Origin of the sequence: Streptomyces sp. NBC_01381, assembly GCF_026340305.1 — a bacterium.
Classification (GTDB): domain Bacteria; phylum Actinomycetota; class Actinomycetes; order Streptomycetales; family Streptomycetaceae; genus Streptomyces.
The window spans coordinates 973,468-999,068 of record NZ_JAPEPI010000001.1 but is presented as its reverse complement, the minus strand read 5'-3'; the positions used below and the strand labels follow the sequence as shown (position 1 = coordinate 999,068).

The following is a 25,601-nucleotide window of genomic DNA, read 5'->3' as shown; positions in this document are numbered from 1 at the left end:
CGGAGATCTTGAAGGCCGGATCGGCCTGCTGGCGGGCCCAAGGCCGCAGGCTGGAGCTGGCGCCACAACTTGACGCGGGTTCGCCGCAGGCCCGGCCGGAAGAGGTTTCCAGTCGGGCCTGCGGCGTGTGCGGGGGCCAGGGTCCACGTTGATGGGCGCGGGCTCGTCGGCCATGTTCCGCTCGCTTGTGGGTCAGCGCCGCCGCGCTGGAGGCCACTTGGGGCCCCGCCTGGCAGGACACGGGCAAGGTCTTCACCCAGGAGGACGGCTCCTGGCTGCATCCCGAGACGGTCTCCGAGGCCTTCCGCCGCATCCTCGCGACGACCGACCTCCCGCCCATCACGCTCCGCGACCTGCGCCACGTCGCGGGGACCCTCACCCAAGGCGGGGGCGGTGACATCCACGCGGTGAAGGAGACCCTGCGGCATTCCACCACCACGCTCACCTCGGACACGCACACGCCTGATGATGCCCCGCCCGCTCACGCGCGAGCCGGAAAACGAAGAAGCGTCCGAGCCCACCGAAGTGGACCCGGACGCTCCGTAGCAGGTCAGAGGGGGGTTTCCCTCTCCCGCTCTTGGTAGACCGTGTGGGACTCGAACCCACAACCAATGGATTAAAAGTCCACTGCTCTGCCAATTGAGCTAACGGTCCGTGCCGACGCACCCCACGAGCATAGCGGGACGGGCACCGTCGTCCGATCGGGTATCGCCTCTGGGCCCGTCGCGAAGTTCCGCGCCGGGCCCTCGAGCGGGCCGGGACGGTCAGGGATCGGTCTTGGCGGGCGCCCCGGAGCGGGCCGCCTCGCGGGCCAGGGTGCGCTCGTGATCCGGGTTGAGGAACCAGTGCCTGGCCGATGCCAGCCACCAGGTCGCGGCGAAGCCGAGGACCACCAGGACCGCGATCGGGGCGTAGTTGAAGGTTTCCCAGGTGACCGGCGAGACCTGCGGGAGCATGAAGAGGACCGTGATCACTCCGACCCAGGTCACCGCGACGATGCCGATCGGGCGCGACCAGCGGCCCAAGTGCCAGGGCCCGCGCTCGAATTGGTCGCCCTTGCGCAGCCGCAGGAGGGTCGGGACGACGTACGCGATGTAGAGCCCGATGACCGCGATCGAGGTCACCGCCGCGTACGCCGTGACGTTGATCAGGTACGGAAGTCCGAGCACCAGCGCGCCGAGCGCGGCCAGCCAGACCGCCGCGACGGGGGTGCGCGTACGCGGGTTGACCGTGTGCCAGATGTGCGAGAACGGCAGCGCCCCGTCCCGCGAGAAGGCATAGATCATGCGGGAGTTGGCGGTCACGGACGCCATGCCGCAGAAGAGCTGCGCGCCGATGACGACGAGCAGGAGCAGCTTGCCGGTGGTCGCCCCGAGGGCGTCGAGCAGGATCTGCGCGGGCGGTGCTCCCGTGGCCGACCCCCGCGCACCCTCGTACGACTGGATGGCGAAGGTGAAGCCGAGCAGCAGCACGAAGCCCGCGATCCAGGACGTCCAGATGGAGCGGACGATGCCGCGCGGGCCCGCCGTGGACGCGTCGTGGGTCTCCTCGGTCATGTGCGCGGAGGCGTCGTACCCGGTGAAGGTGTACTGGGCCATCAGGAGGCCGATGAGGGCGACGTAGAGGCCGCTGCCCCACCCCGTGTTGTTCACGAACTCCGTGAAGACGAAGGACGCCGACTGGTGCGAGTCCGGCGAGAAGGCGAGCGCGCCGACGATGACCGCGACGCCGATGACATGCCACCAGACACTGACGCTGTTCAGCAGGCCGACGATGCGTACGCCGAAGGTGTTCAGGAGTCCGTGCAGTACGAGGATGGCGGCGAAGAGCAGGATCGTGCGCTCCTCGGTGACCTGGAAGTCGAACTGCAGGTTCAGGTACGCGCCCAGGAACGACGCGGCGCCGAAGTCGATGCCCGCGGTGACGGCGACCTGACCGAGGACGTTGAACCAGCCCGTGAACCACGCCCAGGCGGCCGCCGTGCGGGGCGGTGCGAGGCGGTGCGCCCAGAAGTAGAGCCCGGCCGACGTCGGGTACGCGGAGCAGATCTCCGCCATGGCGAGGCCGACGAAGAGGGTCATCAGGCCGACACCGACCCAGCCCCAGGTGATCAGGGCCGGGCCGCCGGTGTTCATGCCGAACAGGTACATCGTGAGGCAGCCGGAGAGGACCGAGATGATCGTGAAGGAGACCGCGTAGTTGGAGAACGCGGACATGCGGCGCGCGAGCACTTGGGTGTAGCCGAGCTCGGCCAGGCGCTCCTCGTCGGAGCCGGGTGGTGGTTCGCCGTTCTTTCCGTCAGTGGTCGTCATGCAGCAGCGTTGCCCACGGCAGGGACATGACACACGTCACGTTTGGCATACGGCAGCGGGCCCGCCCCCGAAGGGACGGGCCCGCTGCCGTTCAGTCAGTCACTCGGGCATCAGCCGATGACTCAGCCGTTGCGCTTCCAGCGCGGCTTGTCGTCGCGGCGGCCGAAGGAACCGGTGCCGGTGCCGGAGCGGTCGCGGTTGAACGCCGGGCGGTCGTGGCCACCGGAGCGGGCGCCGCCGGAGGGGCGGTCGTCGCGGCGGTCACGGTTGAACGGACGGTCGCTGCCGCGGTGGCCGCCGGAGGGGCGGTCGTCACGGCGGAAGGAGCCGCCACGGTCGTCACGACGGTCGCCGCCGCGGAAGCCGCCACGGTCACCGGAGGGACGCTCGTCGCGACGGAAGCCGCCACGGTCACCCGACGGACGCTCGTCACGGCGGAAGGAGCCGCCACGGTCGCCGGAGGGACGCTCCTCACGGCGGAAGCCACCGCGGTCGCCCGACGGACGGTCGTCGCGACGGAAGCCGCCTTCACGACGGTCGCCACCACGGAAGCCGGAGCCGCCACGGTCGTCACGACGCTCGAAGGAACGGCCACCACGGTCGCCACCCTCACGGCGGTCACCGCCACGGAAGCCACCCTCACGACGGTCGCCACCACGGAAGCCGGAGCCACCGCGGTCGTCACGACGCTCGAAGGAACGGCCACCACGGTCGTCGCGGCGCTCACGCTCGTAGTTGCCGCGCTCGTCACGCTGCGGACGGCGGTTCTCGTACGAGGAGGAACGCTCCTCCCGCACCGGGGCGGACTGCTCGGGCACGGAGGCGGCGGCCTCGACGGCGGCCTCGGCAGCGGCGGCGGCCTCGGCCACCGCGACCTCCGGGTCGTCACCGCGCTCGCGGGCGGCACGCGCGGTGAGGCGCGTGGCCTCCTCGCGCAGCTCCGTCGCGCGGCGGGTGGCGCGCTCCAGCTCCTTGGTGAGGTCCTTGACCTCACGCTCGGCCTGGGTCGCGGCGTTGCCCGCGGAGTCGGCCTGCACCTCGGTCATCGAACGGGCGCCGGTGATCTCGGCGACCTCCGGCTCGAAGGTGCCGCCGCCGTTGATGATGTGGCGCGAGGCGTCGACGCCCGCGTCCTCCATCAGGCGGAAGATCTGGCGGCGCTGGTGCGGCAGGGACAGCGAGACGACCGTGCCGGAGCGGCCCGCGCGAGCGGTACGGCCGGAGCGGTGCAGGTAGTCCTTGTGGTCGCCGGCCGGGTCCACGTTCAGGACCAGGTCGATGCCGTCGACGTGGATACCGCGGGCGGCGACGTCGGTCGCGACGAGCGCGTTGACGTAGCCCTTCTTGAAGTCCTCAAGAACGCGCGTACGAGCGCCCTGCGTCATGCCGCCGTGCAGCGCGTCGGCCTTCACACCGGACTCGCAGAGCTGCTCGGCGATGCGGTCGGCGCCCAGCTGGGTGCGGACGAAGATGATCGTGCGGCCCTTGCGCGCGGCGATCGCGGCGGTGACCGGCGCCTTGTCGCGGGGCTTCACGATCAGGATGTGGTGGGTCATGGTCGTGACGGCGCCCTGGGCGGCGTCGACCTCGTGCGTGACCGGGTTGTTCAGGTAGCGCTTGACCAGCGTGGAGATCTCGTTCTCCATCGTGGCCGAGAACAGCATCCGCTGGCCGCCGGACGGCACCTGGTCGAGCAGCTCGGTGACCTCGGGCAGGAAGCCCAGGTCGGACATCTGGTCGGCCTCGTCGAGCACCGCGATCTGGGTGTTCTCCAGCGAGCAGGCGCCGCGGCTGATGATGTCGCGCAGACGGCCCGGCGTGGCGACGAGGATGTCGACGCCGCGCTCGAGGGCGTAGATCTGGTTGCCCATGGACGTACCGCCGCAGACGACCTTCATCTTCAGGCCGAGTACGTCGCCGTACGGCTGAAGCGCGTCGGCGACCTGCATCGCCAGCTCGCGGGTCGGGGTCAGGATGACGCCGCGGGGCTTCTTCTTCTCGGTGTGGCCCTCGGCCAGCTGGGCCAGCATCGGCAGACCGAAGGAGAGGGTCTTGCCGGAGCCGGTGCGGCCGCGGCCCAGGATGTCCTTGCCGGCCAGGGCGTCCGGGATGGTCGCTGCCTGGATCGGGAAGGGGCTGTGCACGCCGTTGCGGGCGAGCTTGCGGACGACACCGTCGGGCAGACCGAGGTCGCCGAAGGTGATCTGGGGCTCGGCGTCGACGTCGGCCTCAGCCTCAACGGCATCAGCGTCGGCGTCGGTGGTGACCTCGGTGACGTCCTCGGCCTCGATGGCCTCGACGATCTCGACGGTCTCGGCGACAACCTCTACGGCGTCGTTCTCGACGGTCTCGACAGCCTCGGCGACGGCCTCGACCGTCTCGTTCTCGGGCAGGACGGCGTGGTCAGAACTGAAAATGGACATGCGAAATGCGAAACCTTCCGGAGTCTCGGCACGCGCCCGTCAACTCCGTGATTTCGCAATGGACCGCCTCTATGCGGTCAGCCACGGCAAGGGAGAGTACGCGCCACGCGGCGCTCTTCTGTGTCGGCGCCGGGCAAATGGGATCAAACGATCTACCACCATACGCACCCACCACCCCTTAAGGCAAACCGAGCTGCCCGAGGCACCTTCGATTCCAGGCCTCACGGCCGGGCTCACCTGCGACGAAGCGGGTTTCGGACAGCGGCCGATCTACGTCGATCCACCTCCGGAGTACGCCGGTCTACGCGGGCCCGGCCTCCGGAGAGGGCTCCCGCGACACCGGCTCCGTCGACCGCTGCCCGAGCTGGGCGTCCTGCTTGGGCTCCTCGTGCGCCGAGGATGAGGGCTCCGGGGTGGGCGGCGTGGGCGTCGGCGTGGGAGAGGGCTTCGGCGGCGTTGGCGTCGGCGTGGGGGACGGCTTCGGCGGCTTGGGCGCGGTGGGACTCGGCCCGCCGCCCTTCGTCGGCGACGCGGGGGCTGCGGCGCTCCCGGACGCGGAGGCGGAAGCCGGGGCTGCGCTGCCCGACGCGGCATCACCCGCGCCGGCGGCCCGCCCCTTGCCCTTGCCCGCCCGCTTCCCCTGCCCGTCGCCCTTGGCGTCGCCGTGCCCGCCGCCGGAACCGCCGCCGGCCGAGCCGCCACCCGGCGAGACGCCCCCGCTGTCCGGGGCGGCCGCCCCGTCGCGCTGCCCCGCGGAACGCGCGGGCCCCGGCGCATCGCGCCCGTCGTCACCGATGCTCATACAGCCCGCGGTCGCCATGACGGCCACCGCGGCCGCGGCCCACCGGACAGGAACGTACAACTGGCGCACGGCCGAGCACCTCCGAGGCGCTGGAAATCGGGACGCCCTGCCCAACTCCCCTGCCCCGCAAGAGGACACGGACCGCGACGCCGTCCCGTCAGCCGTAGCCAAGCGCGTGCAGCCGCTCGTCGTCGATCCCGAAGTGATGAGCGACCTCGTGCACCACGGTGATCTCCGTCTCCGCCACGACGTCCTCGCGCGACTCACACATCCGGAGCGTCGGCCCCCGGTAGATGGTGATGCGGTCGGGCAGCACTCCCGCGTACCACTCGCCCCGGTCGGTCAGCGGAGTTCCCTCGTAGAGCCCGAGCAGCTCGGGATCCTCGGCGGGCGGTTCGTCCTCCACGAACACCGCCACGTTGTCCATCAACCGCGTCAACTCCGGCGGAATCCGGTCGAGCGCCTCGGCGACCAGTTCCTCGAACTCTTCCCGCGTCATCTCCAGCACACCCCCATTGTCGGCCACGGTCCCGCATGGCCACCCGTCGCCGTGGGCATACGGGACCAATGACCCGCGACGTCACAGTCGTCATGCAGGGGATGAAAAGGATCAAGGGCATACGAAGGGCGCCCGCCGCCCTCGTACGCCACTACCGCGCACGCCACACGCACCCGGTCGGCGAACTGATCAGCCCGCCGCACCCGTACGGCCGCGCCATCGGCCTGGTCGCGGTCGTCGTGCTCGGCGCATGGCTCGGACTGCTGATCGTGGGCAGCGTGCACGTGCCCGTGGGCCCGATGGACACCCGGATGACGCTGCGCCCATCGGCGACCGGCGGCACGAAGATCGACGTGTCGCCGCTGGGCGCCCTCGAACTGCGCTCGCACGTCGCGCCCATCCGCCTCGACGTGGACGTCGACCGCCTCGACCCGGTGCGCTCGCAGGCCCTGGTCGACCACCCCGAGCGGATCTCCGGGCTCCAGGACGAGGTGGCGAGGGACGTCGAGCACGGAGCCCTCGACCTGGCCGTACGTTCCTGCGCCGCCGTCGTCTCGGGCGCCACCGCACTGGGCCTCGCCGTCTACCGCCGGCCGCGCCGCGCACTGGCGGCGGGCGGTCTGGCCCTTGCCCTGCTCGCGGCGTCGGGCACGGCGGCGTACGCGACGTGGAACCCCAAGTCGGTCCTTGAGCCGAAGTTCTCGGGCCTGCTGAGCAGCGCGCCCTCCGTGGTCGGCAACGCCCGCAGCATCGTGAGCGAATTCGACGTCTACCAACAGGAGTTGGCGCGCCTGGTCACCAACGTGACGAAGCTGTACGACGTGACGTCGACGCTCCCCGCGTACCAGCCGGACCCGACCACGATCCGGGTCCTGCACGTCTCGGACATCCACCTGAACCCCGCGAGCTGGAAGATCATCGCCTCGCTCGTCGAGCAGTACGACATCAACGTCATCGTCGATTCCGGCGACACGATGGACCACGGCAGCGCGGCGGAGAACGCCTTCCTGGACCCGATCGAGGACTTGGGAGCCCCCTACGTCTGGGTCCGCGGCAACCACGACTCGCGCACCACGCAGCGCTATCTGCAGCGCATGAAGAACGTGCACGTCCTGGACGAGGGCCGGGCGGTCTCGGTCGCGGGCCTGCGGTTCGCCGGGACGGGCGATCCGCAGTACACCCCCGACCGCTCGGTCGCGGCCGAGGGCAAGCCCGTCGAGGTGATGGCGGGCATCCGCCTCGCATCGGCCCTGCGCGACCAGAAGGCGGCGGGCACGCCCGTCGACGTGGCCATCGCCCACAACCCGGACGCGGCGCGCGAGACGGACGGCGAGGTGCCGCTGGTCCTGGCCGGCCATGTCCACCACCAGGAGATGGAGGTCATGGAGGGCGGCACGCGGCTGCGCATCGAGGGCTCGACGGGCGGCAGCGGGCTGCGGGCGGTGGAGGGCAAGTACCCCGACCCGGTCGAGGCGTCGGTCCTCTACCTGGACCGCGACACCCGCCGCCTGCAGGCCTGGGACGAGATCAGACTGGGCGGCCTCGGGCTGACGAAGGCGGAGGTCAGCCGCCATCTCCCCAAGGAGAACCAGCCGGGCGCGACGCCGTCGCCGCCCCCTCCGGACCGCTCTCCGGGGAGCGGTTCCCCGGCCCCCCGATAACCGTTTTGGCGATAGCTCCCCGCATCCCATATGCTTCTCACGTCCCCGACGCGCTGCAAAGCGCCCAGGTGGGCCCTTAGCCCTCATCGTCTAGTGGCCCAGGACGCCGCCCTTTCAAGGCGGTAGCACGGGTTCGAATCCCGTTGGGGGCACGCAACACCTTGTGCGAGACTAGTGCTCGCACAACGCTTGGTCCTGTGGAGCAGTTTGGAGTGCTCGCCACCCTGTCAAGGTGGAGGCCGCGGGTTCAAATCCCGTCAGGACCGCTTGCAGTTCTTCTCGAACTGCGTGGCTGGGTAGCTCAGTTGGTACGAGCGATCGCCTGAAAAGCGATAGGTCGCCGGTTCGATCCCGGCCCCAGCCACTTCCCCGAAGGCCCCGTCCAGTGGACGGGGCCTTCGCCGTTTCCCGGCAAAGGCGAGGCGGCCTACCCCCGCTCGGCCTCCCCCTTCGCCGCGGCACGCCCCCGCCAGGCCCGTGCCGCGAACAGCAGGGCCACCAGGACCACCACCCCCGCGATCAGCACGGAGTCCGGCACCGCCCTGCCCACTCCACCGGCCCACCGCTCCACCGCGAACGAGTCGTCCACGTCGAGGAGACCCGGCAGCGCCGTGGTCCCGTCGTACGCGAGGAAGAGCGCCCCGAGGGCCACGAAGAAGAGGCCCGACAGGAGCGAGGTCGTGTGCAGTTCGAAGCGGCCGAGCCGGAAGGCACGGCCCCGCAGCCACCGCCGCCGCCCCAGGTCGAACCGCTCCCAGAGCAGCGCGAGCAAGAACAGCGGCACGGCCATGCCAAGGGCGTAGACGGCGAGCAGCAGCCCGCCGTAGACCGGGCTGCCGCTGACCGCCGCCACCGTCAGGACGCTGCCCAGGATCGGGCCCGCGCAGAACCCCGCGAGCCCGTACACCGCGCCCAGCGCGTACACGGAGAACGCCGTCGTCGGCCGGATCCGGCCCGAGAGCTCCGCCATCCGCCGCGAGGCGAACCCCATCCCCACGATCTGCAGCACCCCGAGCGCGATGATCAGCCACCCGGCGAACAGGACCAGCTGATCGCGGTGCCCGAAGAAGAACCGCCCGGCGACCGAACCGGCCGCCCCCAGCGGCACGAGCGTCGTCGCGAGCCCGGCGTAGAAGATGCCGGTGCGCGCGAGGAGCCGTGAGGTCGAGTCGATCGAGTAGGCGAAGAAGGCGGGCAGGAGCAGCGCGCTGCACGGGCTCACCAGGGCGAGGAGACCGCCCAGGAACGCCGCGAAGTACCCCACATCGGCGGTCACTTCTTGCCCGCCTTCGCGCTCTTCGCCGCCTGCTCGATCGCCTGGTCGAAGACCTCGTCCGGCTGGGCGCCGGAGATGGGCCGCCCGTTGATCAGGAAGGACGGGGTGGACGTGGCCCCCAGGCCGTACGCCTCCTCCTGGTCCTTCTTCACGGCAGCCGTGGCGGCAGCGCTCTGCACGTCGTCCGAGAAGCGGTCGACGTCCTTGACGCCGGCCTCGCGCGCCAGCTCCTTCAGCCGGTCCTCGCCGAAGCCCTGCTCCTTCGAGCCCTCCGCGTACGCCGCCTCGTGGAACTGCCAGAAGCGCCCCTGCTTCCCCGCGGCCCACGCGCCCCGCGCGGCCCGCTCGGAGTCCTCGCCGAAGATCGGGAAGTTGCGCCACTCGATGCGCAGGGTGCCCTCGTCGACGTACTTCTTCACCAGGCCGGGCTCGGTGTCGCGGGCGAACTTCCCGCAGTAGCCGCACTTGAAGTCGGCGTACTCGATCATCACGACGGGCGCGTCCGCGCGGCCCTGCGCCAGCGGGTCCTTGGCCTCGCGGCGGGCCAGCTTCGCAAGCTCCGGGTAGACCCCGGTCTGCGGGTCGGCCGAGACGCCCGCCGCGGGCTCCTCCTTGGCGGTGACCGAGGAGGGCTCGTCGGGCTTGGTCGCGGTGTAGGAGGCGACGCCGAGCAGCAGGGCGGCGACGGCGACACCCGCGCCGATGCCGATGTTCTTCTTTTTGTTGTTGTTCTTCTTGGGCATGAGGGAGTTCTCTCTCGTTCCTGGTACGTCGTTATAGGGGCCCCGGGCAGGGGCATCTACACGCGCAGGATCGAGAGATCTATCGGCGACGGCGGTGCGAGCGGCGGCGGACCGCGATCCGGGGCGAGGGACAGCACCGGCTGGTCGGCACCCCAGGCGCCGGACGCGGCATGGGCCTGGTGGAGGGCCGGAAGCAGCTCGTACGCGGAGCTGGAGCGCGCCGGGGCCGCGGGGCCCTGACCGGCGTCCTGCTGACCGCTCTTGCCGCAGCCGGGGGCGCCCGCGGACTCCTTGGCCTGCACGGCCGCCGCGGGCTTCGTCACCTTCGCCACCGGCTGCGCGGCCACCGCGGGTGCGCAGAATCCGCCGAGCACGACGAGCAGCACCGCCAGCAGGGGGCACCATCGCGTACGCACTCGGGACAACATCCCCGGAATCGTACGTCCCGGGGCGCCCCGCCCGATAAATCGGTTCGCCACCTCCGAGCGGCGAGTGAGATCCTGGACGCCGTATGTCTACGCAGCCTGCCCTCACCCTCGACACCCTCGCCCCACGTCTGTCCGAGCTCTCGCTGCGCGATGAGCACCGGATCGGCCGCCGGCTCGAGGGTGCGCGCCGGATCCGCAAGCCCGAGGCCCGCGCCGCCGTCATCGCCGAGATCTCGGCGGAAGTCGACAAGGCCGCGGCGCGGATGGCCGAGCGGGGCAGCCGCCTGCCCGCGATCACGTATCCGGAAGAACTGCCGGTCAGCCAGAAGAAGGACGACATCGCGGCAGCGATCCGCGACCACCAGGTGGTGATCGTCGCGGGCGAGACGGGCTCCGGCAAGACCACGCAGATCCCCAAGATCTGCATGGAACTCGGCCGTGGCCTCCGCGGCATGATCGGGCACACCCAGCCCCGCCGCATCGCCGCCCGCACGGTCGCCGAGCGCGTCGCCGACGAGCTGAACACCCCGCTGGGCGAGGCGGTCGGCTGGAAGGTCCGCTTCACCGACCAGGTCGGCGGCGACACGTACGTGAAGCTGATGACGGACGGCATCCTGCTGGCCGAGATCCAGACGGACCGCGAGCTGCGCGCGTACGACACGATCATCATCGACGAGGCCCACGAGCGCTCGCTCAACATCGACTTCCTGCTGGGCTATCTCGCCCAGCTGCTTCCCAAGCGCCCGGACCTGAAGGTCGTCATCACCTCGGCGACGATCGACCCGGAGCGGTTCTCCCGACACTTCGGGGAAGCCCCGATCGTCGAGGTCAGCGGTCGTACGTATCCCGTCGAGGTGCGCTATCGCCCGCTCCTGGAGGATGACTCGGACGACACGGACCGCGACCAGATCACCGCGATCACGGACGCCGTCGAGGAACTCCAGTCGGAGGGGAAAGGCGACATCCTCGTCTTCCTCTCCGGGGAGCGCGAGATCCGCGACACGGCGGACGCGCTCAACAAGAAGAACTACAGATTCACCGAGGTCCTCCCCCTCTACGCCCGCCTCTCGCACGCCGAGCAGCACCGCGTCTTCCAGCAGCACACGGGCCGGCGGATCGTCCTCGCCACGAACGTCGCCGAGACATCCCTGACCGTCCCGGGCATCAAGTACGTCATCGACCCGGGCACAGCCCGCATCTCCCGCTACAGCCACCGTACGAAGGTGCAGCGGCTGCCCATCGAGGCGATCAGCCAGGCCAGCGCCAACCAGCGCAAGGGCCGCTGCGGCCGTACGTCGGACGGCATCTGCATCCGGCTGTACAGCGAGGACGACTTCGTCTCACGCCCGGAGTTCACGGACGCGGAGATCCTGCGCACGAACCTGGCGAGCGTCATCCTCCAGATGACGGCGGCCGGCCTCGGCGAGATCGAGAAGTTCCCCTTCATCGACCCGCCGGACCACCGCAACATCCGCGACGGCGTCCAGCTCCTCCAGGAGCTCGGCGCGCTCGACCCCACGCAGAAGGACGTACGCAAGCGCCTCACCCCGCAGGGCCGCAAGCTCGCCCAGCTGCCGGTGGACCCGCGCCTTGCCCGGATGGTCCTGGAGGCCGACAAGAACGGCTGCGTACGCGAGGTCATGGTGATCGCGGCGGCGCTCTCCATCCAGGATCCGCGTGAGCGCCCGGCCGAGAAGCAGACGCAGGCGGACCAGCAGCACGCCCGCTTCAAGGACGAGACGAGCGACTTCCTCGCCTTCCTGAACCTGTGGCGGTACGTCCGCGAGCAGCAGAAGGAGCGCGGCTCGTCGTCCTTCCGCCGGATGTGCAAGTCGGAGTACCTGAACTTCCTGCGGATCCGCGAGTGGCAGGACATCTATACGCAGCTGCGTACGGTCGCCAAGCAGATGGGCATCCATCTCAACGAGGACGACGCCCCCGAGCAGCAGGTCCACATCTCCCTCCTCGCCGGTCTCCTCTCCCACATCGGGATGAAGGACGTGAAGGAGTCGAAGGACAGCGATCCCAAGCAGCGCGGCGGGCGGAGCGAGTATCTGGGCGCCCGCAACGCCAAGTTCGCGGTCTTCCCGGGCTCGGCCCTCTTCAAGAAGCCCCCGCGTTTCATCATGTCGGCGGAGCTGGTGGAGACCTCCCGGCTCTGGGCCCGCGTCAACGCGCGCATCGAACCGGAGTGGGTCGAGCCGCTCGCCCAGCACCTCCTGAAGCGCACCTACAGCGAGCCGCACTGGGAGAAGGACCAGGCGGCGGTGATGGCGACCGAGAAGGTCACGCTGTACGGCGTCCCGCTCGTCACCGACCGCAAGGTGAACTACGGCCGCATCGACCCCGAGGTCTCCCGCGACCTGTTCATCCGCAACGCGCTTGTAGAGGGCGACTGGCGCACGCACCACAAGTTCTTCGCCGCCAACCGCAAGCTCCTGACCGAGGTCGAGGAGCTGGAGCACCGGGCCAGGCGCCGCGACATCTTGGTCGACGACGAGACGCTCTTCGACTTCTACGACCAGCGGGTGCCCGAAGAGGTCGTCTCCGGGGCGCACTTCGACTCCTGGTGGAAGAAGAAGCAGCGGGAAGAGCCCGAACTGCTCGACTTCGAGCGCTCGATGCTGATCAACGAGAAGGCGGGGGACGTCTCCAAGGACGACTATCCCGACTCGTGGCGGCAGGGGCAGCTCAAGTTCCGGGTGACGTACCAGTTCGAGCCGGGCGCGGACGCGGACGGCGTGACGGTCCACGTCCCGCTCCAGGTCCTCAACCAGGTCACGGACGAGGGCTTCGACTGGCAGATCCCGGGCCTGCGCGAGGAGGTCGTGATCGAGCTGATCCGCTCCCTGCCGAAGCCGATCCGCCGGCACTACGTCCCGGCGCCCAACTACGCGAAGGCGTTCCTGGACCGCGCGGTGCCTCTGCAGGAGCCGCTGCACGTCACTCTCGCCCGCGAGTTGCAGCGGATGGTCGGCGTCCCCGTCTCACCGGACGACTTCGACCTCACCCGCGTACCGGACCACCTGAAGATCACCTTCCGGATCACCGACGAGCGGCGCAAGAAGCTCGCCGAGGACAAGGACCTGGAGGCCCTGAAGCTCCAGCTCCGCCCGAAGGCCCGCAAGGCCCTCTCCCAGGCGGCTGCCGCGACGGCCGAGCGGACGGGCGGCTCGGCGGTCGAGCGGACGGGCCTCACGGACTGGACCCTGGGCACCCTCAGCCGCGTCTTCGAGACCCGGCGGGCGGGCCAGCCGGTGAAGGCGTACCCGGCACTCGTGGACGACGGCTCCGCGGCAGGCACCGTGTCCGTACGCCTCTTCGACACGGAGGCGGAGCAGCAGCAGGCGATGTGGAAGGGCACGCGTCGCCTCATCCTGCGCAACATCCCGGTAAATCCGGCCAAGTTCGCCTCCGACAAACTGACCAACGCCCAGAAGATCGCCCTGTCCGCGAACCCGCACGGCTCCATCCAGGCGCTCTTCGACGACTGCGCGATGGCGGCCGCGGACAAGCTGATCGGCGACTTCGGAGGTCCCGCCTGGGACGAGGAGTCGTACCGCAAGCTGTACGAGAAGGTGCGCGCCGAGATCGTCGACGCGACGGTGCGGACGGTCGGCCAGGTCCAGCAGGTCCTCGCCGCCTGGCAGGCCTGTGAGCGGCGCCTGAAGTCGACGAAGAGCCCGACGCTGCTCGCCAACCTCACGGACGTACGCGCCCAGTTGGACGCGCTCATCCGGCCGGGCTTCGTGACGGCGACGGGGCTGCGCCGGCTGCCGGACCTGATGCGGTACATGGTGGCCGCCGACCGGCGCCTCCAGCAGATGCCGACGAACGTCCAGCGGGACACCTCGCGGATGGAGAAGGTCCACGAGATGCAGGACGAGTACGCCTGGCTCCTGGAGCAGTTGCCGCAGGGCCGCCCCGTGCCCCAGGAGGTCCTGGACATCCGCTGGATGATCGAGGAGCTCCGCGTCAGCTACTTCGCGCACGCGCTCGGCACGGCGTACCCGGTCTCGGACAAGCGGATCGTGAAGGCGATCGACGCGGCCGCGCCGTAGCCCCTCCAGGCGTGACGGGCCCATCGCGCAGCGTGAGTTCGACCGGTGGGCCAGGGCTGCTGTACAGTCTCTTCTCGCAGCGCAACGCAGAAAAAAGCGCCGCAAACGCAAGGTCCTGTGGAGCAGTTTGGAGTGCTCGCCACCCTGTCAAGGTGGAGGCCGCGGGTTCAAATCCCGTCAGGACCGCAGTTAAGAGTAAGGGCCGCATCCGGTTGAGGATGCGGCCCTTACTCGTGCGCCACCGCGACACCCCGCCCCACAGCCCGCCCTGTCAAGGTGGAGGCCGCGCCCGCGGCGCAGCCGCAATCCGATACAGCAAATCCCGTCAGGACCGCAGTGGAGAAGGGGCCGCATCCCGCAACGGATGCGGCCCCTTCTGGTGTACGACAACGGGCCGTATCCCCTTGAGGATGCGGCCCGTTGTCGTGCCCGCACCTTGACTGCGTCACATTCCACCGGTACGCCAGACAACAGGGAGCGAGCGGGACGCTCCCCGTAGAGGTACGGAGGTGGCGCATGGCTATGTCCGCACAGCACGAGACGCGCGCCCTGTTGCGCGCCCACCTGGCGGCCGCGACCGGGTACCGCCATCTGACCCGGCACTGCCCGATCTGCCACCGGCTGCAGCGGCTCGCCCTGGAGGCCGCCCCCGCCCCTCAGGGCGGCCGTGAGAGCGGCGAGGACGAAGGTCCCCCCAACGCATGACCAAAGCCGCCCCGGGACCCGCCTCCGTGATGGGAGGCTGAACTCGTGGGCGCGGAACGCGAATCCGGCAGCTCCTCTAGCCCAGAGGCATCATGGGCAACAAGAGTCACGGCGTGTGACGGGTGTCACCGAGGAAGTTTTCAGAACCCCGGAACTTACACCCGTCCTACAACAGGTCAATTTAATATGTGCAATTGCACCTCCCTGAGCGACCCTCCGACGGCCTCCGCCCAGCCGACTCGTCGGTAGCGCAACGGCACTCCTCAGAGACCAACAAGCCCGCCCACAGGGCCGCTCACCAGCACCTCCAGGGCGCACAAAAAAGATCGCGCTGGACCCGGCGGAGTCCAGCGCGATCGAAACGACTCACCCATGAGGCTCAGGCGTGGGACCCGTTGGGGCGGGACCCGCGTCGCGTGTAGCTAAAGGTCGGACGGTGCGGCCGGATTGGGGGACCCGACAGCGGTCGTGCGCTTCGTCCTGGATACTGCGGTTATGCGGTAAATCAGGCCTCGCTGCGCTGCTGCGGGATACCCGCGAGCAGTGCGCGGACCTCAGCCTCGCGGTAACGGCGATGCCCGCCGAGCGTGCGAATCGACGTGAGCTTGCCAGCCTTGGCCCAGCGCGTCACCGTCTTGGGGTCGACGCGGAACATCGTGGCGACCTCAGCCGGGGTCAGCAGCGGCTCGGCATCAGGGGTGCGAGCGGTCATGAGCGGCCTCCTCGGAGAACCGAACCTTCTCGGTTCATTCCTCTAAATTCTGCACCTTGACCCGCGTTGCCCGAAATGGCGGACGCGAGTCGAGTCGGTTATAGGACGAACGGCTTGTCCTCGGCACTACAACTACACCATCCGTCCAGCCACGTCGGCCAAACCGATGGAATTGCCCTCCCAGGTGTCTATCAGCGACGGAAGCCGATGGACCATGCCATAGCGGACAGTCACGCCACAGTGACGATCAGTCACAGAGCGATCAGGAGTCAACAGACCCCCCATAGCGTGCAATGCCGAGTATTCCGCCCATACATGGGCGGAAGGAGCCCTCCCCGGACTCCTTGTCCTATTTTGGCACGAGGGGGGGCGATGGGCGCAAGGCCCCGCTAAGTGCGGTCCGTCACGCTTGAGACATAAGCCCGGATCGGGACCTACGTCCCGTGTAGGCGGCACGTAGGGAAGACCATAAGGCCTCAGGGTTCAGGCCTCAGTTCGAGAGGCGCCTTGGGCCTCAGTTCGAGAACTGACGGTCCCGGACCGCGCGCCACCGCTCCATGAGCCTCGCATACGCCTCGCCGGCACCCTCGCCGTCGCCGTTGCGCAGCGCCTCGATCCCCTCCGCCACATCCGCCGCGGAGTGGTCGTCGTCGAGCAGCTCCTCCGACAGGGCGTGCACGAGCCCGCCGTAGTCGAGCTCCACCAGCGAGCGCGGGTGGAACTCCTCCAGCCACCGCCCCACATCCGTGAGCCCGTCGACGAGCGGCCCCTCCTCGATCGTGTCCCGCAGCGTCCGAAGGCCGCGGGCCACCCGCCGCCGCGCCTGCACCATCGGCGTCCGGTAGCGAAGGACGGGCGGCGACTCCGCCGTCCCCTTCTCGTACTGCCGCTCCTCGTCCGCGACGAGCACGAACCAGTTCAGCGGGACCTGCCACCTCGACGTACGGATCCAGGGGCGGGCGTCGGGATTGCGGGCCAGCCACTGTTCGTAGTCGGCGGCCGTCTGGCGGCGCACCACCGGCGGCAGGACCGCGTCGAGGACCGGCACGGGCAACTGCCCCGGCAGCTCCCCGAGCGCCTGCCAGCCGCGCAGCCGGGTGCGCCACGGGCAGACGCACACCACCCCGTCGGCCTCCACCACGAACGCGTCGCCGCTCTCGTGCACCGGGACCGGGATCGGCGGTGTGGGCAGCAAGTCGGCCAGGGAGCCACGGAGTTCGTCCTGGTACGAGGGGCGGTCCTTGCGACGCGCGTAGCGCTCCCAGCGGCCGCGCTCCGGCTCCGGGAAGGCCGCCAGCGGCTCATAGACGCGCAAGTAGGACGCGTACGGGACGATCAACGAGGACACCTTGGGCACGGCTGCTCCCTCCCCCGCACACCGGCTGGAAAACACTGCAAATCGTGCCATGGCCGAACTCCGCCGTACTCCATCCTGTGCCGGGAGAGGGTGATCCTCGGCACTGCGCGGTCCGGGGCGGTGGACAGGCTCTAGTCTCATGCCCATCGGGCCCCCGCCACCCGCACGGGAGCCCACCCAACCGCCGCCACTCGACCGGGAGTCACCACAGTGACCGAAGCAGACAACGGCGTCCTGCACACCCTGTTCCACTCGGAGCAGGGGGGACACGAGCAAGTCGTGCTGTGCCAGGACCGCGCCAGCGGCCTCAAGGCCGTCATCGCCATCCACTCCACCGCCCTGGGCCCCGCCCTCGGCGGCACCCGCTTCTATCCGTACGCGAGCGAGGAAGCCGCCGTCGCGGACGCGCTGAACCTCGCGCGCGGGATGTCGTACAAGAACGCCATGGCCGGGCTCGACCACGGCGGCGGCAAGGCCGTGATCATCGGCGACCCGGACGTCATCAAGAGCGAGGAGCTGCTTCTCGCCTACGGACGCTTCGTGGCCTCGCTCGGCGGCCGCTACGTGACGGCGTGCGACGTCGGTACGTACGTCGCGGACATGGATGTCGTCGCGCGGGAGTGCCGCTGGACGACCGGCCGCTCCCCCGAGAACGGCGGCGCGGGCGACTCCTCCGTGCTCACCGCCTTCGGTGTCTTCCAGGGCATGCGCGCCTCCGCCCAGCACCAGTGGGGCGACCCGTCGCTGCGCGGCCGCAAGGTCGGCGTCGCCGGCGTCGGCAAGGTCGGCCACCACCTCGTGGAGCACCTCCTGGCGGACGGCGCCGAGGTCGTGATCACCGATGTGCGCGAGGAGTCCGTACGCCGGATCACCGACAAGCACCCGTCCGTGACGGCCGTCGCCGACACCGAGGCGCTGATCCGCTTCGAGGGCCTCGACGTGTACGCCCCGTGCGCGCTCGGTGGCGCCCTGAACGACGACTCCGTGCCGGTGCTCACCGCGAAGGTGGTCTGCGGCGCCGCCAACAACCAGCTCGAGCACCCGGGCGTCGAGAAGGACCTCGCGGACCGCGGGATCCTCTACGCGCCGGACTACGTGGTGAACGCCGGCGGCGTGATCCAGGTCGCGGACGAGCTGCACGGCTTCGACTTCGACCGGTGCAAGGCGAAGGCGTCGAAGATCTTCGACACCACTCTCGCCATATTCGCTCGTGCGAAGGACGACGGCATTCCGCCGGCCGCAGCGGCCGACAGGATCGCCGAGCAGCGGATGGCGGAGGCCCGCCGCCGCTGACCCCGCAGAGGCTTTGACAGGGCCCCGTCGACGTACAGGCGAGACAAGACTCACCCCCGTCGGCGGGTCGCCCGACAAGAAGAGGTTAAAATCGCAGTTGACCAGCGAGGACGGGGCTCCTCGCGGGTTCTGCGCCGAGGCGCGTCCTGCGGGCGACGTACCGTATGGCCGCAGGAGCAGGTACCGTGGAAGCCCTACGGACCGGCCTCTCTACGGAGAGCCCGTTCCTGATCATGAACGCGTGTCAAGACTCTGGGGTCACCAAGCCCCATATCCGAGGGGGTCGAGCCATGGGGCGCGGCCGGGCAAAGGCCAAGCAGACGAAGGTCGCCCGCCAGCTGAAGTACAGCAGCGGCGGGACTGACCTGTCGCGTCTGGCCAATGAGCTGGGCGCTTCGACTTCGCAACAGCCGCCGAATGGCGAGCCGTTCGAGGACGACGACGAGGAAGACGACCCGTACGCCCAGTACGCGGATCTGTATAACGACGACGAGGACGACGACTCTGCCGACGAGTCCGGTCCTTCGTCGCAGCGCCGCGGCGCTTGACCTCGTTGCAATCGCAGCACTTGCAGCATTCGCAGTTCTCATAGCAACTGCACTTCACCCGGTCCGGGGTGGTCATCACGCCGGACCGGGTTTTGTGCTGCCCTGAGGGCAGCCCCCGAGAGGGCTGCCGGGCGGTGTTACTTCGCGTAGTCGCCAATGAGCTCAGCGCCCGTGGTGTGCTCGCCGCGCTCGGTGATCTCACCGGCGATCCAGGCGTCCACGCCACGGTCCGCGAGGGTCGTCAGGGCCGCGTCCGCCGATTCCTCGGGGACGATCGCCATCATGCCGACGCCCATGTTCAGCGTCTTCTCCAGCTCCAGGCGCTCGACCTGGCCCGCCTTGCCGACCACGTCGAAGACCGCGCCGGGCGTCCACGTCTCGCGGTCGACGATCGCGTGCAGCCCGTCCGGGATGACCCGGGCGAGGTTCGCCGCGAGGCCGCCGCCGGTGATGTGGCTGAACGCGTGGACGTCCGTGGTGCGGGTGAGCGCCAGGCAGTCCAGGGAATAGATCTTGGTGGGCTCCAGGAGCTCCTCGCCGAGCGTGCGGCCGAACTCCTCGACCTTCCGGTCCAGGGTCCATCCCGCGCGGTCGAAGACCACGTGACGGACGAGCGAGTACCCGTTCGAGTGAAGACCCGATGCCGCCATGGCGATGACCGCGTCACCCTTACGGATGCGATCGGGGCCGAGCAGCCGGTCGGCCTCCACGGCGCCCGTGCCGGCGCCCGCGACGTCGAAGTCGTCCGGGCCGAGCAGGCCCGGGTGCTCCGCCGTCTCGCCGCCCACGAGCGAGCAGCCGGCGAGGACACAGCCCTCGGCGATGCCCTTCACGATGGCCGCGACGCGCTCCGGGTGGACCTTGCCGACGCAGATGTAGTCGGTCATGAAGAGCGGCTCGGCGCCGCACACGACGATGTCGTCCATGACCATCGCGACGAGGTCGTGGCCGATGGTGTCGTACACGCCGAGCTGGCGGGCGATGTCCACCTTCGTGCCGACGCCGTCGGTCGCGGAGGCGAGCAGCGGGCGCTCGAAGCGCTTGAGGGCCGAGGCGTCGAAGAGCCCGGCGAAGCCGCCGAGGCCGCCGAGGCCCGCGACCTCGGGGCGCTGGGTCTTCTTGACCCATTCCTTCATCAGCTCGACGGCGCGGTCGCCCGCCTCGATGTCTACGCCTGCGGCTGCGTAGCTGGCACCAGTGGTCTCAGGCATGGTGATTGAGAGCTTTCGTGTCGTTACTACGGGTGGCTTACGGGCGACGGATCGCGTCGGCCGCTGCCGTGGACGCCGGACCGGCGGCCAGCTCCGTCTCCAGAAGCTGCTTGCCGAGCAGCTCGGGGTCGGGCAGGTCCATCGGGTACTCGCCGTCGAAGCAGGCGCGGCAGAGGTTCGGCTTGTCGATGGTCGTGGCCTCGATCATGCCGTCGATGGAGATGTACGAGAGCGAGTCGGCGCCCATGGAGGTGGCGATCTCGTCGATCGTCATGCCGTTGGCGATGAGCTCGGCGCGGGTCGCGAAGTCGATGCCGAAGAAGCAGGGCCACTTCACGGGCGGGGACGAGATCCGGATGTGGATCTCGGCGGCCCCGGCCTCGCGGAGCATCTTGACCAGGGCGCGCTGGGTGTTGCCGCGGACGATCGAGTCGTCGACGACGACCAGACGCTTGCCCTTGATGACTTCCTTGAGGGGGTTCAGCTTGAGACGGATGCCGAGCTGGCGGATCGTCTGCGAGGGCTGGATGAAGGTCCGGCCGACATAGGCGTTCTTGACCAGACCGGCGCCGAAGGGGATGCCGGAGGCTTCCGCGTAACCGATCGCGGCGGGCGTTCCGGACTCCGGGGTCGCTATGACGAGGTCGGCCTCGACGGGAGCTTCCTTGGCGAGTTTCCGACCCATCTCGACGCGCGAGAGGTAGACGTTCCGGCCGGCGATGTCCGTGTCGGGGCGCGCCAGATAGACGTACTCGAAGACACAGCCCTTGGGCTTCGCTTCCGCGAATCGGGACGTTCGCAGTCCGTTCTCGTCGATCGCGATGAACTCACCCGGTTCGACCTCGCGGACGAAGCTGGCGCCGCAGATGTCGAGCGCCGCGGACTCCGATGCGACGACCCAGCCGCGCTCCAGGCGGCCGAGGACCAGCGGGCGGATGCCCTGCGGGTCGCGGGCCGCGTACAGCGTGTGCTCGTCCATGAAGACGAGGGAGAAGGCGCCCTGTACGTCCGGGAGGACCTTCATGGCGGCGTCTTCGATGGTCAGCGGCTTGCCGTCGTCGTCCACCTGGCCCGCGAGGAGAGCCGTCACCAGGTCGGTGTCGTTGGTCGCCGCGACCTGGGTCGCGCGGCCGTTCTCCTTGGGCAGCTCGGCGACCAGCTCGGCGAGCTGGGCCGTGTTGACGAGGTTGCCGTTGTGCCCGAGCGCGATGGAGCCGTGCGCGGTGGCACGGAACGTCGGCTGGGCGTTCTCCCATACGGAGGCCCCGGTGGTCGAGTAGCGGGCGTGACCGACCGCGATATGACCCTGGAGCGAGCTGAGAGAGGTTTCGTCGAAGACCTGGGAAACGAGCCCCATGTCCTTGAAGACGAGGATCTGGGAGCCGTTGCTGACCGCGATTCCCGCGGATTCCTGGCCCCGATGCTGGAGGGCGTAGAGCCCGAAGTACGTGAGCTTTGCGACCTCTTCGCCCGGAGCCCAGACACCGAAGACGCCACAAGCGTCCTGGGGGCCTTTCTCGCCGGGGAGCAGATCGTGATTGAGTCGACCGTCACCACGTGGCACGCCTCCGAGTGTAGGCGAGATCGACCACTGGTCCGAATTGGGGATACAGGCCCTCTACGGAGCGTGAACACGGTGACTGTACGCACCTGAGTGCTAAGTCCGTGTGAACAGGTGACGGGCAGCGTTGACAGGGGCCCGGGCGCCCGTGAGGCTCCTGATCCATGCCCCAGCAGCCCCTCGGTGACCCGACGGTCACCCTTGTGGAGCGCCGCCACGTCGACCTGGTCCGTGTCGCGAGCGCCATCTGTCGCCGCGCTGCCTGAAGCCGCCTTTCCTTCCCTTCTTCGGGGCCCCTGTGCGGGGCCTCTCTTCAGGAGCGCAGCCATGTCTTCGTACGACCAGTCCGCTCTGTCCCGGCGCGCCTTCGGGGGCGCGGTGGGAGCCGGTGCCGCCGCCGCGGTGGGGCTGCCCGCCGCGGCCGAGGCCCGCGAGCGGCCCTTCCGTGCGGCCTGGCGCCCCGGCGGCAAGCGGCCGAACATCCTGTTCATCCTCGGCGACGACCTGGGGTGGGCGGATCTCTCCTCCTACGGGTCGCCGCACATCAAGACGCCGAACCTGGACCGCCTCGCGCGCCAGGGCGTGCGGTTCACCGATGCCTACTCCGGGTCCGCGACCTGCTCGCCGACCCGCTTCAGCCTCTACACGGGGCGCTTTCCGGGGCGTACGAAGGGTGGGCTCGCGGAGCCGATAGCTGACAAGTCCGCCGGGCTCGACCCGACGCATCCCACGCTGGCGTCGCTGCTGCGGGATGCCGGGTACGCGACGGCGCTGATCGGGAAGTGGCACTGCGGGTATCTGCCGGACTACTCGCCCACCAGGTCGGGCTGGGACGAGTTCTTCGGGAACTTCGGCGGGGCCCTGGAGTACTACTCGAAGCTGGGGCTCGGCGGTGAGTACGACCTCTACGAGGGCGATGCCGAGTACAAGGACCTGCGCTACTACACGCGGATCCTGACCGAGCGGGCGAGCGAGTACGTCCTGCGGGACCACGGAGACACGCCCTGGCTGCTCAATCTGAACTTCACCACCCCGCACTGGCCGTGGATCGCCGACGGGGACACCGAGGAGAGCGCCGAGATCGTACGGAGGATCAAGGCGGGCGAGAAGGGTGCGCTCTGGCATCAGGACGGCGGGTCCGTCGAGAAGTACACCGAGATGGTGCAGGACCTGGACCGGTCGGTCGGCGAGGTCCTGAAGGCGCTGAAGAAGTCCGGGCAGGAGCGGGACACGCTCGTCTTCTTCGCCTCCGACAACGGTGGTGAGCGCTTCTCGTACAACTGGCCGCTCTCGGGCAACAAGGCCTCGCTCCAGGAGGGCGGCATCCGCGTGCCGACCATCGTGCGGTGGCCCGCGCGGCTCGACGGCGGGCAGGTCAGCCATGAGCCGGTGTTCACGCCCGACTGGACGGCGACGCTCCTGGAGATCGGCGGGGCGCGGCCGAACCCCGCATACGAGCTGGACGGGACCAGCCTCGCGCCCTATCTCCTGAAGGGCGAGGAGCTCGCCGAGCGTGAGCTGTTCTGGCGGGTGCGTGGAGAGCGGGCGCTGCGGCGCGGGGAGTGGAAGTACTACCGGGGCAAGGGCGGCAAGGACCAGCTGTTCAACCTTGCCGCTGATCAGCGGGAGCAGGCCGACCGGGCGCCGGGCGAGCCGAAGCTGCTCGCCGAGCTGAAGGCGGCGTGGGAGCGGACTAATGCGGGGCTGCTGCCGTACCCCGCTGCCTGAGTCTGTTGGGTGTCCCGCTGCCTGAACTGAGCCTTAAGTGCGGCCTAAGAACCCTTCCCGGGGGTTCGCGCGGGCCGGTGTGATCGCTAGCGTGCCTCGCGCGCCCCTGAGTTGATCACCAGACCCGCGCGAACCCCCACTTGGAAGGTCCCCCCATGACACCGTCCCCGCGCCGCTGCCTCATACCCGCCGCAGTGGCCGTAGTGGCTTCAGTGGCCGCCCTGACATCCGTCGCCGCGCCCGCCACCGCCGCCGACGAGCCGGAGCGGCGCGTACAGGTCGCCATGGTGAACTTCACGGACAGCCGGATATCGGACGCGGGCAAGCTCGAAACCGCCCTGAAGGACAACTACTTCGGGGCTTCCGGCTCCCTCACCTCGTACTACAACGAGGTCACCGGCGGTGCGACCACCTTCAAGGCCGCCGAGGGCGACGGCGTCACCGGACCCGTCGACATCGATCTCGCGGCCACCGGCTGCGACACCGGCAAGATCAACGAACTGACGCGGAAGGCCCTCGCCGCGCAGGGCGTCGCCGAGGACAGCTACGACCATCTGTCGCTCGTCTTCCCCTCGGAGAAGGCCGGCTGCGACTGGCTCGCGCTCGGCACCGTCGGCGGCGGCACCACCTGGATGCCGATCGGCGCCGACGGCAAGATGTCGATGACCGCCCTGGTCCACGAGTTCGGCCACAACTTCGGCTACAGCCACCACATGCGGCTCCGCTGCCCCGAAGGGGACCTCGGGGCGGGCTGCAAGGAGGCCGGCACCAGCCACAAGACCCCGATGGGCGGCGGCGGTTGGGAGGCCGGGCTCACCTCGCCCGAGCTGCTGCACAACAAGTGGCTTTCGGGTGGCGAGGTCGCCAAGGTCGGCAAGTCGGGTACGTACACGCTGCGTCCGTTGTACGGGAGCGGAAGCGGGGTCCGGGCGCTCGACATCCCGCTGGGCGACGACCGCCTGGTCGTGGAGCTGCGGCACGAGTCCGGCACGGTCGACGGCGAAATCCAGGGCGTGCACGCCTACCGGGTGCCGGGCGGCGACTACGCCAAGTCCGCGCTCCTGGACCCGACTTCGGACGCCGATGCGGACGCGCTGAAAGCGGGGACGGCGCTGACGGACAAGGCGCGGAAGGTGAAGGTCGAGGTCGTGAAGGCGGGGGCGGAGTCCGCGACGGTCGAGGTGAGCCTGAACGGGGTGGCGGCTCCGGCCAAGCCCGAGCAGGCCGCGGAGAAGCCCAACGACACCCGCCCCGAAGGCGATTCCACCGAACTCGCCGAAACCGGCGGCGACTCCGACACCACCCTCGCCTACTCCATCGGCGGCGCACTGCTCCTGGCATCGGGCGGCGCGTTCCTGCTGAAATCACGCCGCCGAGGCTGAGCGCCCCGTAGGGGCGCGGGGAACTGCGCGACAAGCCCCCACGGCGCCGCAGCCGAAAGACGGCGCTAGCGCTTCTTCAGGTCAGCATTCGCGCTGACGACGACCGTTCCGTCGGCGGAGGTGAGCGAGAGCCCCCGGTGGGAGAGCTTGTAACTTACCTTGCCGTCAAAGAGCTTGAGCAGCTTCTGCTCGGTCTCCCGGGCAGGCCCCTCGCACATCATCCGGGTGCTCCGGGGCGTGCCCAGGGTGATCTCGTCGCCCCGCACATCGGCCTTGGCCGAGACGTTGTTGCAGCCGAGGTTGCCGCGGACGGTGCCGTCCTTGCCGAAGGTCAGATGGGCCTTGCCGTCCACCTCCTTCGGCAGGGAGGTCGTCACCTTGCCGTCGCCGACGGCGTTCACGGTCCACTTGGTGCCCGTCAGCGGGGCGTCGGGCTCCGATGTGAAGGCCACGCGGTCCCCCTTCTCGGTGGTGAGCGTCAGCTTGTCCCCGTCGGCCTCGGCCTTCAGCTTGCCGTTGCCGAGGGTGCGCGTGAGCGTCTCCTCGAAGTCCAGCTTGTCGCAGCCCATGTCGGTCGACGTGGCATTGCCGAAGTCGACCTTGTCGCCGTCGACGGAGACGTCCGCGGAGAAGCCGTTGCAGCCGTAGTTGCCCTTGGCCTTCCCCTTGTCGTCGATCGTGACGTAGGTGCCGCCCGGGGCCCGCTGTTTCTTGCCGTCCACCGTGAGGCTCTCGACGTTCCAGTGCACTCCGGTGATGGGCAGCTCGGACGCGACGGAACCGTCGCTCTTGCCGTTGCCCGATCCGGTCTCGGTGCCGCACGCGGTGAGCAGGCCCGCGGCGGCGAGAGCTATGGCGGTGGTGGTCAGTCGCGTCTTCTGCATGCCGCTGTGACGGGA

Annotated in this window: 20 protein-coding genes, 5 tRNA genes and 1 pseudogene; 13 read left to right on the top strand and 13 right to left on the bottom strand. The window is 69.6% G+C overall.

The window, feature by feature from the left end; genetic code table 11:
* Nucleotides 1-218: 218 nt before the first annotated feature.
* Nucleotides 219-461: pseudogene (locus OG453_RS04845) on the top strand (site-specific integrase); the annotation flags it as partial.
* Between the two features lie 117 nt (nt 462-578).
* Here OG453_RS04845 and OG453_RS04840 read toward each other — a convergent pair.
* From OG453_RS04840 to OG453_RS04820, 5 genes are all read right to left on the bottom strand, one after another.
* Nucleotides 579-654: transfer RNA gene (locus OG453_RS04840), tRNA-Lys, on the bottom strand.
* A 110-nt stretch (nt 655-764) separates the two neighbouring features.
* A complete protein-coding gene (locus OG453_RS04835; RefSeq protein WP_266864807.1) occupies nt 765-2,312 on the bottom strand; it encodes an amino acid permease in 1,548 nt (515 codons plus the stop codon).
* A 122-nt stretch (nt 2,313-2,434) separates the two neighbouring features.
* Nucleotides 2,435-4,735 (bottom strand): DEAD/DEAH box helicase, encoded by a 2,301-nt coding sequence (locus OG453_RS04830; RefSeq protein ID WP_266864805.1) that lies wholly within the window; start codon nt 4,733-4,735, stop codon nt 2,435-2,437.
* Nucleotides 4,736-5,036: 301 nt separating this feature from the next.
* On the bottom strand, nt 5,037-5,606 hold the full coding sequence (locus OG453_RS04825) for a hypothetical protein (RefSeq protein ID WP_266864803.1): 570 nt from the start codon (nt 5,604-5,606) through the stop codon (nt 5,037-5,039).
* Nucleotides 5,607-5,694: 88 nt separating this feature from the next.
* Nucleotides 5,695-6,045 (bottom strand): metallopeptidase family protein, encoded by a 351-nt coding sequence (locus OG453_RS04820; protein ID WP_190082831.1) that lies wholly within the window; start codon nt 6,043-6,045, stop codon nt 5,695-5,697.
* 83 nt (nt 6,046-6,128) lie between these two features.
* Here OG453_RS04820 and OG453_RS04815 point away from each other — a divergent pair, with 83 nt between their 5' ends.
* From OG453_RS04815 to OG453_RS04800, 4 genes are all read left to right on the top strand, one after another.
* On the top strand, nt 6,129-7,697 hold the full coding sequence (locus OG453_RS04815) for a metallophosphoesterase (RefSeq protein ID WP_266869710.1): 1,569 nt from the start codon (nt 6,129-6,131) through the stop codon (nt 7,695-7,697).
* Between the two features lie 79 nt (nt 7,698-7,776).
* A tRNA-Glu gene (locus OG453_RS04810) sits at nt 7,777-7,849 on the top strand.
* A gap of 39 nt (nt 7,850-7,888) precedes the next feature.
* Nucleotides 7,889-7,963: transfer RNA gene (locus tag OG453_RS04805), tRNA-Asp, on the top strand.
* Between the two features lie 24 nt (nt 7,964-7,987).
* A tRNA-Phe gene (locus OG453_RS04800) sits at nt 7,988-8,061 on the top strand.
* A 63-nt stretch (nt 8,062-8,124) separates the two neighbouring features.
* Here OG453_RS04800 and OG453_RS04795 read toward each other — a convergent pair.
* From OG453_RS04795 to OG453_RS04785, 3 genes are read right to left on the bottom strand one after another with little or no spacing between them, the layout of a single operon-like run.
* Nucleotides 8,125-8,973 (bottom strand): cytochrome c biogenesis CcdA family protein, encoded by an 849-nt coding sequence (locus OG453_RS04795; protein WP_266864800.1) that lies wholly within the window; start codon nt 8,971-8,973, stop codon nt 8,125-8,127.
* Nucleotides 8,970-9,716, bottom strand: a complete 747-nt coding sequence (locus OG453_RS04790) for a DsbA family protein (protein WP_266864798.1) — start codon at nt 9,714-9,716, stop codon at nt 8,970-8,972. The genes OG453_RS04795 and OG453_RS04790 overlap by 4 nt, the downstream gene beginning before the upstream one ends.
* A 56-nt stretch (nt 9,717-9,772) precedes the next feature.
* A complete protein-coding gene (locus OG453_RS04785; protein ID WP_266864796.1) occupies nt 9,773-10,144 on the bottom strand; it encodes a hypothetical protein in 372 nt (123 codons plus the stop codon).
* Between the two features lie 83 nt (nt 10,145-10,227).
* Between OG453_RS04785 and hrpA the strand changes: the two genes are divergently transcribed.
* From hrpA to OG453_RS04770, 3 genes are all read left to right on the top strand, one after another.
* Nucleotides 10,228-14,205, top strand: a complete 3,978-nt coding sequence (gene hrpA, locus OG453_RS04780) for an ATP-dependent RNA helicase HrpA (RefSeq protein WP_266864795.1) — start codon at nt 10,228-10,230, stop codon at nt 14,203-14,205.
* A 111-nt stretch (nt 14,206-14,316) separates the two neighbouring features.
* Nucleotides 14,317-14,391, top strand: a tRNA-Asp gene (locus OG453_RS04775).
* A gap of 330 nt (nt 14,392-14,721) precedes the next feature.
* The gene (locus tag OG453_RS04770) at nt 14,722-14,910 is read left to right on the top strand and encodes a DUF6274 family protein (protein WP_266864793.1); all 189 of its coding nucleotides are present in this window, start codon (nt 14,722-14,724) and stop codon (nt 14,908-14,910) included.
* Nucleotides 14,911-15,415: 505 nt separating this feature from the next.
* On the opposite strand, the gene bldC is transcribed toward OG453_RS04770, so the two are convergent.
* Both bldC and OG453_RS04760 read right to left on the bottom strand, forming a co-directional pair.
* A complete protein-coding gene (gene bldC, locus OG453_RS04765; protein WP_003949541.1) occupies nt 15,416-15,622 on the bottom strand; it encodes a developmental transcriptional regulator BldC in 207 nt (68 codons plus the stop codon).
* Between the two features lie 514 nt (nt 15,623-16,136).
* Nucleotides 16,137-16,979 carry a hypothetical protein gene (locus tag OG453_RS04760; RefSeq protein WP_266864791.1) on the bottom strand — a complete coding sequence of 281 codons (843 nt, stop codon included), beginning with the start codon at nt 16,977-16,979 and terminating at the stop codon, nt 16,137-16,139.
* 210 nt (nt 16,980-17,189) lie between these two features.
* Between OG453_RS04760 and OG453_RS04755 the strand changes: the two genes are divergently transcribed.
* Entirely contained in the window at nt 17,190-18,272 is a 1,083-nt protein-coding gene (locus OG453_RS04755; RefSeq protein WP_266864789.1) for a Glu/Leu/Phe/Val dehydrogenase dimerization domain-containing protein, read from the top strand.
* 290 nt (nt 18,273-18,562) lie between these two features.
* Nucleotides 18,563-18,820 carry a DUF3073 domain-containing protein gene (locus OG453_RS04750; protein ID WP_135332081.1) on the top strand — a complete coding sequence of 86 codons (258 nt, stop codon included), beginning with the start codon at nt 18,563-18,565 and terminating at the stop codon, nt 18,818-18,820.
* A 137-nt stretch (nt 18,821-18,957) separates the two neighbouring features.
* On the opposite strand, the gene purM is transcribed toward OG453_RS04750, so the two are convergent.
* Together purM and purF are read right to left on the bottom strand one after the other, a co-directional pair.
* Entirely contained in the window at nt 18,958-20,031 is a 1,074-nt protein-coding gene (purM, locus tag OG453_RS04745) for a phosphoribosylformylglycinamidine cyclo-ligase (RefSeq protein ID WP_266864786.1), read from the bottom strand.
* Nucleotides 20,032-20,068: 37 nt separating this feature from the next.
* On the bottom strand, nt 20,069-21,595 hold the full coding sequence (gene purF, locus OG453_RS04740; protein WP_135332083.1) for an amidophosphoribosyltransferase: 1,527 nt from the start codon (nt 21,593-21,595) through the stop codon (nt 20,069-20,071).
* 161 nt (nt 21,596-21,756) lie between these two features.
* Between purF and OG453_RS45100 the strand changes: the two genes are divergently transcribed.
* The 3 genes from OG453_RS45100 to OG453_RS04730 all read left to right on the top strand — a co-directional run bounded on the left by OG453_RS45100 (nt 21,757) and on the right by OG453_RS04730 (nt 24,702).
* Nucleotides 21,757-21,858 (top strand): putative leader peptide, encoded by a 102-nt coding sequence (locus OG453_RS45100; RefSeq protein WP_323178604.1) that lies wholly within the window; start codon nt 21,757-21,759, stop codon nt 21,856-21,858.
* A 61-nt stretch (nt 21,859-21,919) separates the two neighbouring features.
* Nucleotides 21,920-23,320, top strand: coding sequence for a sulfatase (locus OG453_RS04735; RefSeq protein WP_266864783.1), 1,401 nt, complete (start codon nt 21,920-21,922; stop codon nt 23,318-23,320).
* A 155-nt stretch (nt 23,321-23,475) separates the two neighbouring features.
* Nucleotides 23,476-24,702 (top strand): LPXTG cell wall anchor domain-containing protein, encoded by a 1,227-nt coding sequence (locus OG453_RS04730; protein ID WP_266864781.1) that lies wholly within the window; start codon nt 23,476-23,478, stop codon nt 24,700-24,702.
* A 65-nt stretch (nt 24,703-24,767) separates the two neighbouring features.
* On the opposite strand, the gene OG453_RS04725 is transcribed toward OG453_RS04730, so the two are convergent.
* On the bottom strand, nt 24,768-25,586 hold the full coding sequence (locus OG453_RS04725; protein ID WP_266864779.1) for an META domain-containing protein: 819 nt from the start codon (nt 25,584-25,586) through the stop codon (nt 24,768-24,770).
* Nucleotides 25,587-25,601 lie beyond the last annotated feature (15 nt).

Excerpts from the sequence above, each read along its gene's own strand:
- OG453_RS04835 (WP_266864807.1), bottom strand. The coding sequence starts at position 2,312 with ATGACGACCACTGACGGAAAGAACGGCGAACCACCACCCGGCTCCGAC.
- OG453_RS04830 (WP_266864805.1), bottom strand. The coding sequence starts at position 4,735 with ATGTCCATTTTCAGTTCTGACCACGCCGTCCTGCCCGAGAACGAGACG.
- OG453_RS04815 (WP_266869710.1), top strand. The coding sequence starts at position 6,129 with ATGCAGGGGATGAAAAGGATCAAGGGCATACGAAGGGCGCCCGCCGCC.
- OG453_RS04790 (WP_266864798.1), bottom strand. The coding sequence starts at position 9,716 with ATGCCCAAGAAGAACAACAACAAAAAGAAGAACATCGGCATCGGCGCG.
- OG453_RS04785 (WP_266864796.1), bottom strand. The coding sequence starts at position 10,144 with ATGTTGTCCCGAGTGCGTACGCGATGGTGCCCCCTGCTGGCGGTGCTG.
- hrpA (WP_266864795.1), top strand. The coding sequence starts at position 10,228 with ATGTCTACGCAGCCTGCCCTCACCCTCGACACCCTCGCCCCACGTCTG.
- OG453_RS04770 (WP_266864793.1), top strand. The coding sequence starts at position 14,722 with ATGGCTATGTCCGCACAGCACGAGACGCGCGCCCTGTTGCGCGCCCAC.
- bldC (WP_003949541.1), bottom strand. The coding sequence starts at position 15,622 with ATGACCGCTCGCACCCCTGATGCCGAGCCGCTGCTGACCCCGGCTGAG.
- OG453_RS04750 (WP_135332081.1), top strand. The coding sequence starts at position 18,563 with ATGGGGCGCGGCCGGGCAAAGGCCAAGCAGACGAAGGTCGCCCGCCAG.
- purM (WP_266864786.1), bottom strand. The coding sequence starts at position 20,031 with ATGCCTGAGACCACTGGTGCCAGCTACGCAGCCGCAGGCGTAGACATC.
- OG453_RS45100 (WP_323178604.1), top strand. The coding sequence starts at position 21,757 with ATGCCCCAGCAGCCCCTCGGTGACCCGACGGTCACCCTTGTGGAGCGC.
- OG453_RS04735 (WP_266864783.1), top strand. The coding sequence starts at position 21,920 with ATGTCTTCGTACGACCAGTCCGCTCTGTCCCGGCGCGCCTTCGGGGGC.
- OG453_RS04730 (WP_266864781.1), top strand. The coding sequence starts at position 23,476 with ATGACACCGTCCCCGCGCCGCTGCCTCATACCCGCCGCAGTGGCCGTA.
- OG453_RS04725 (WP_266864779.1), bottom strand. The coding sequence starts at position 25,586 with ATGCAGAAGACGCGACTGACCACCACCGCCATAGCTCTCGCCGCCGCG.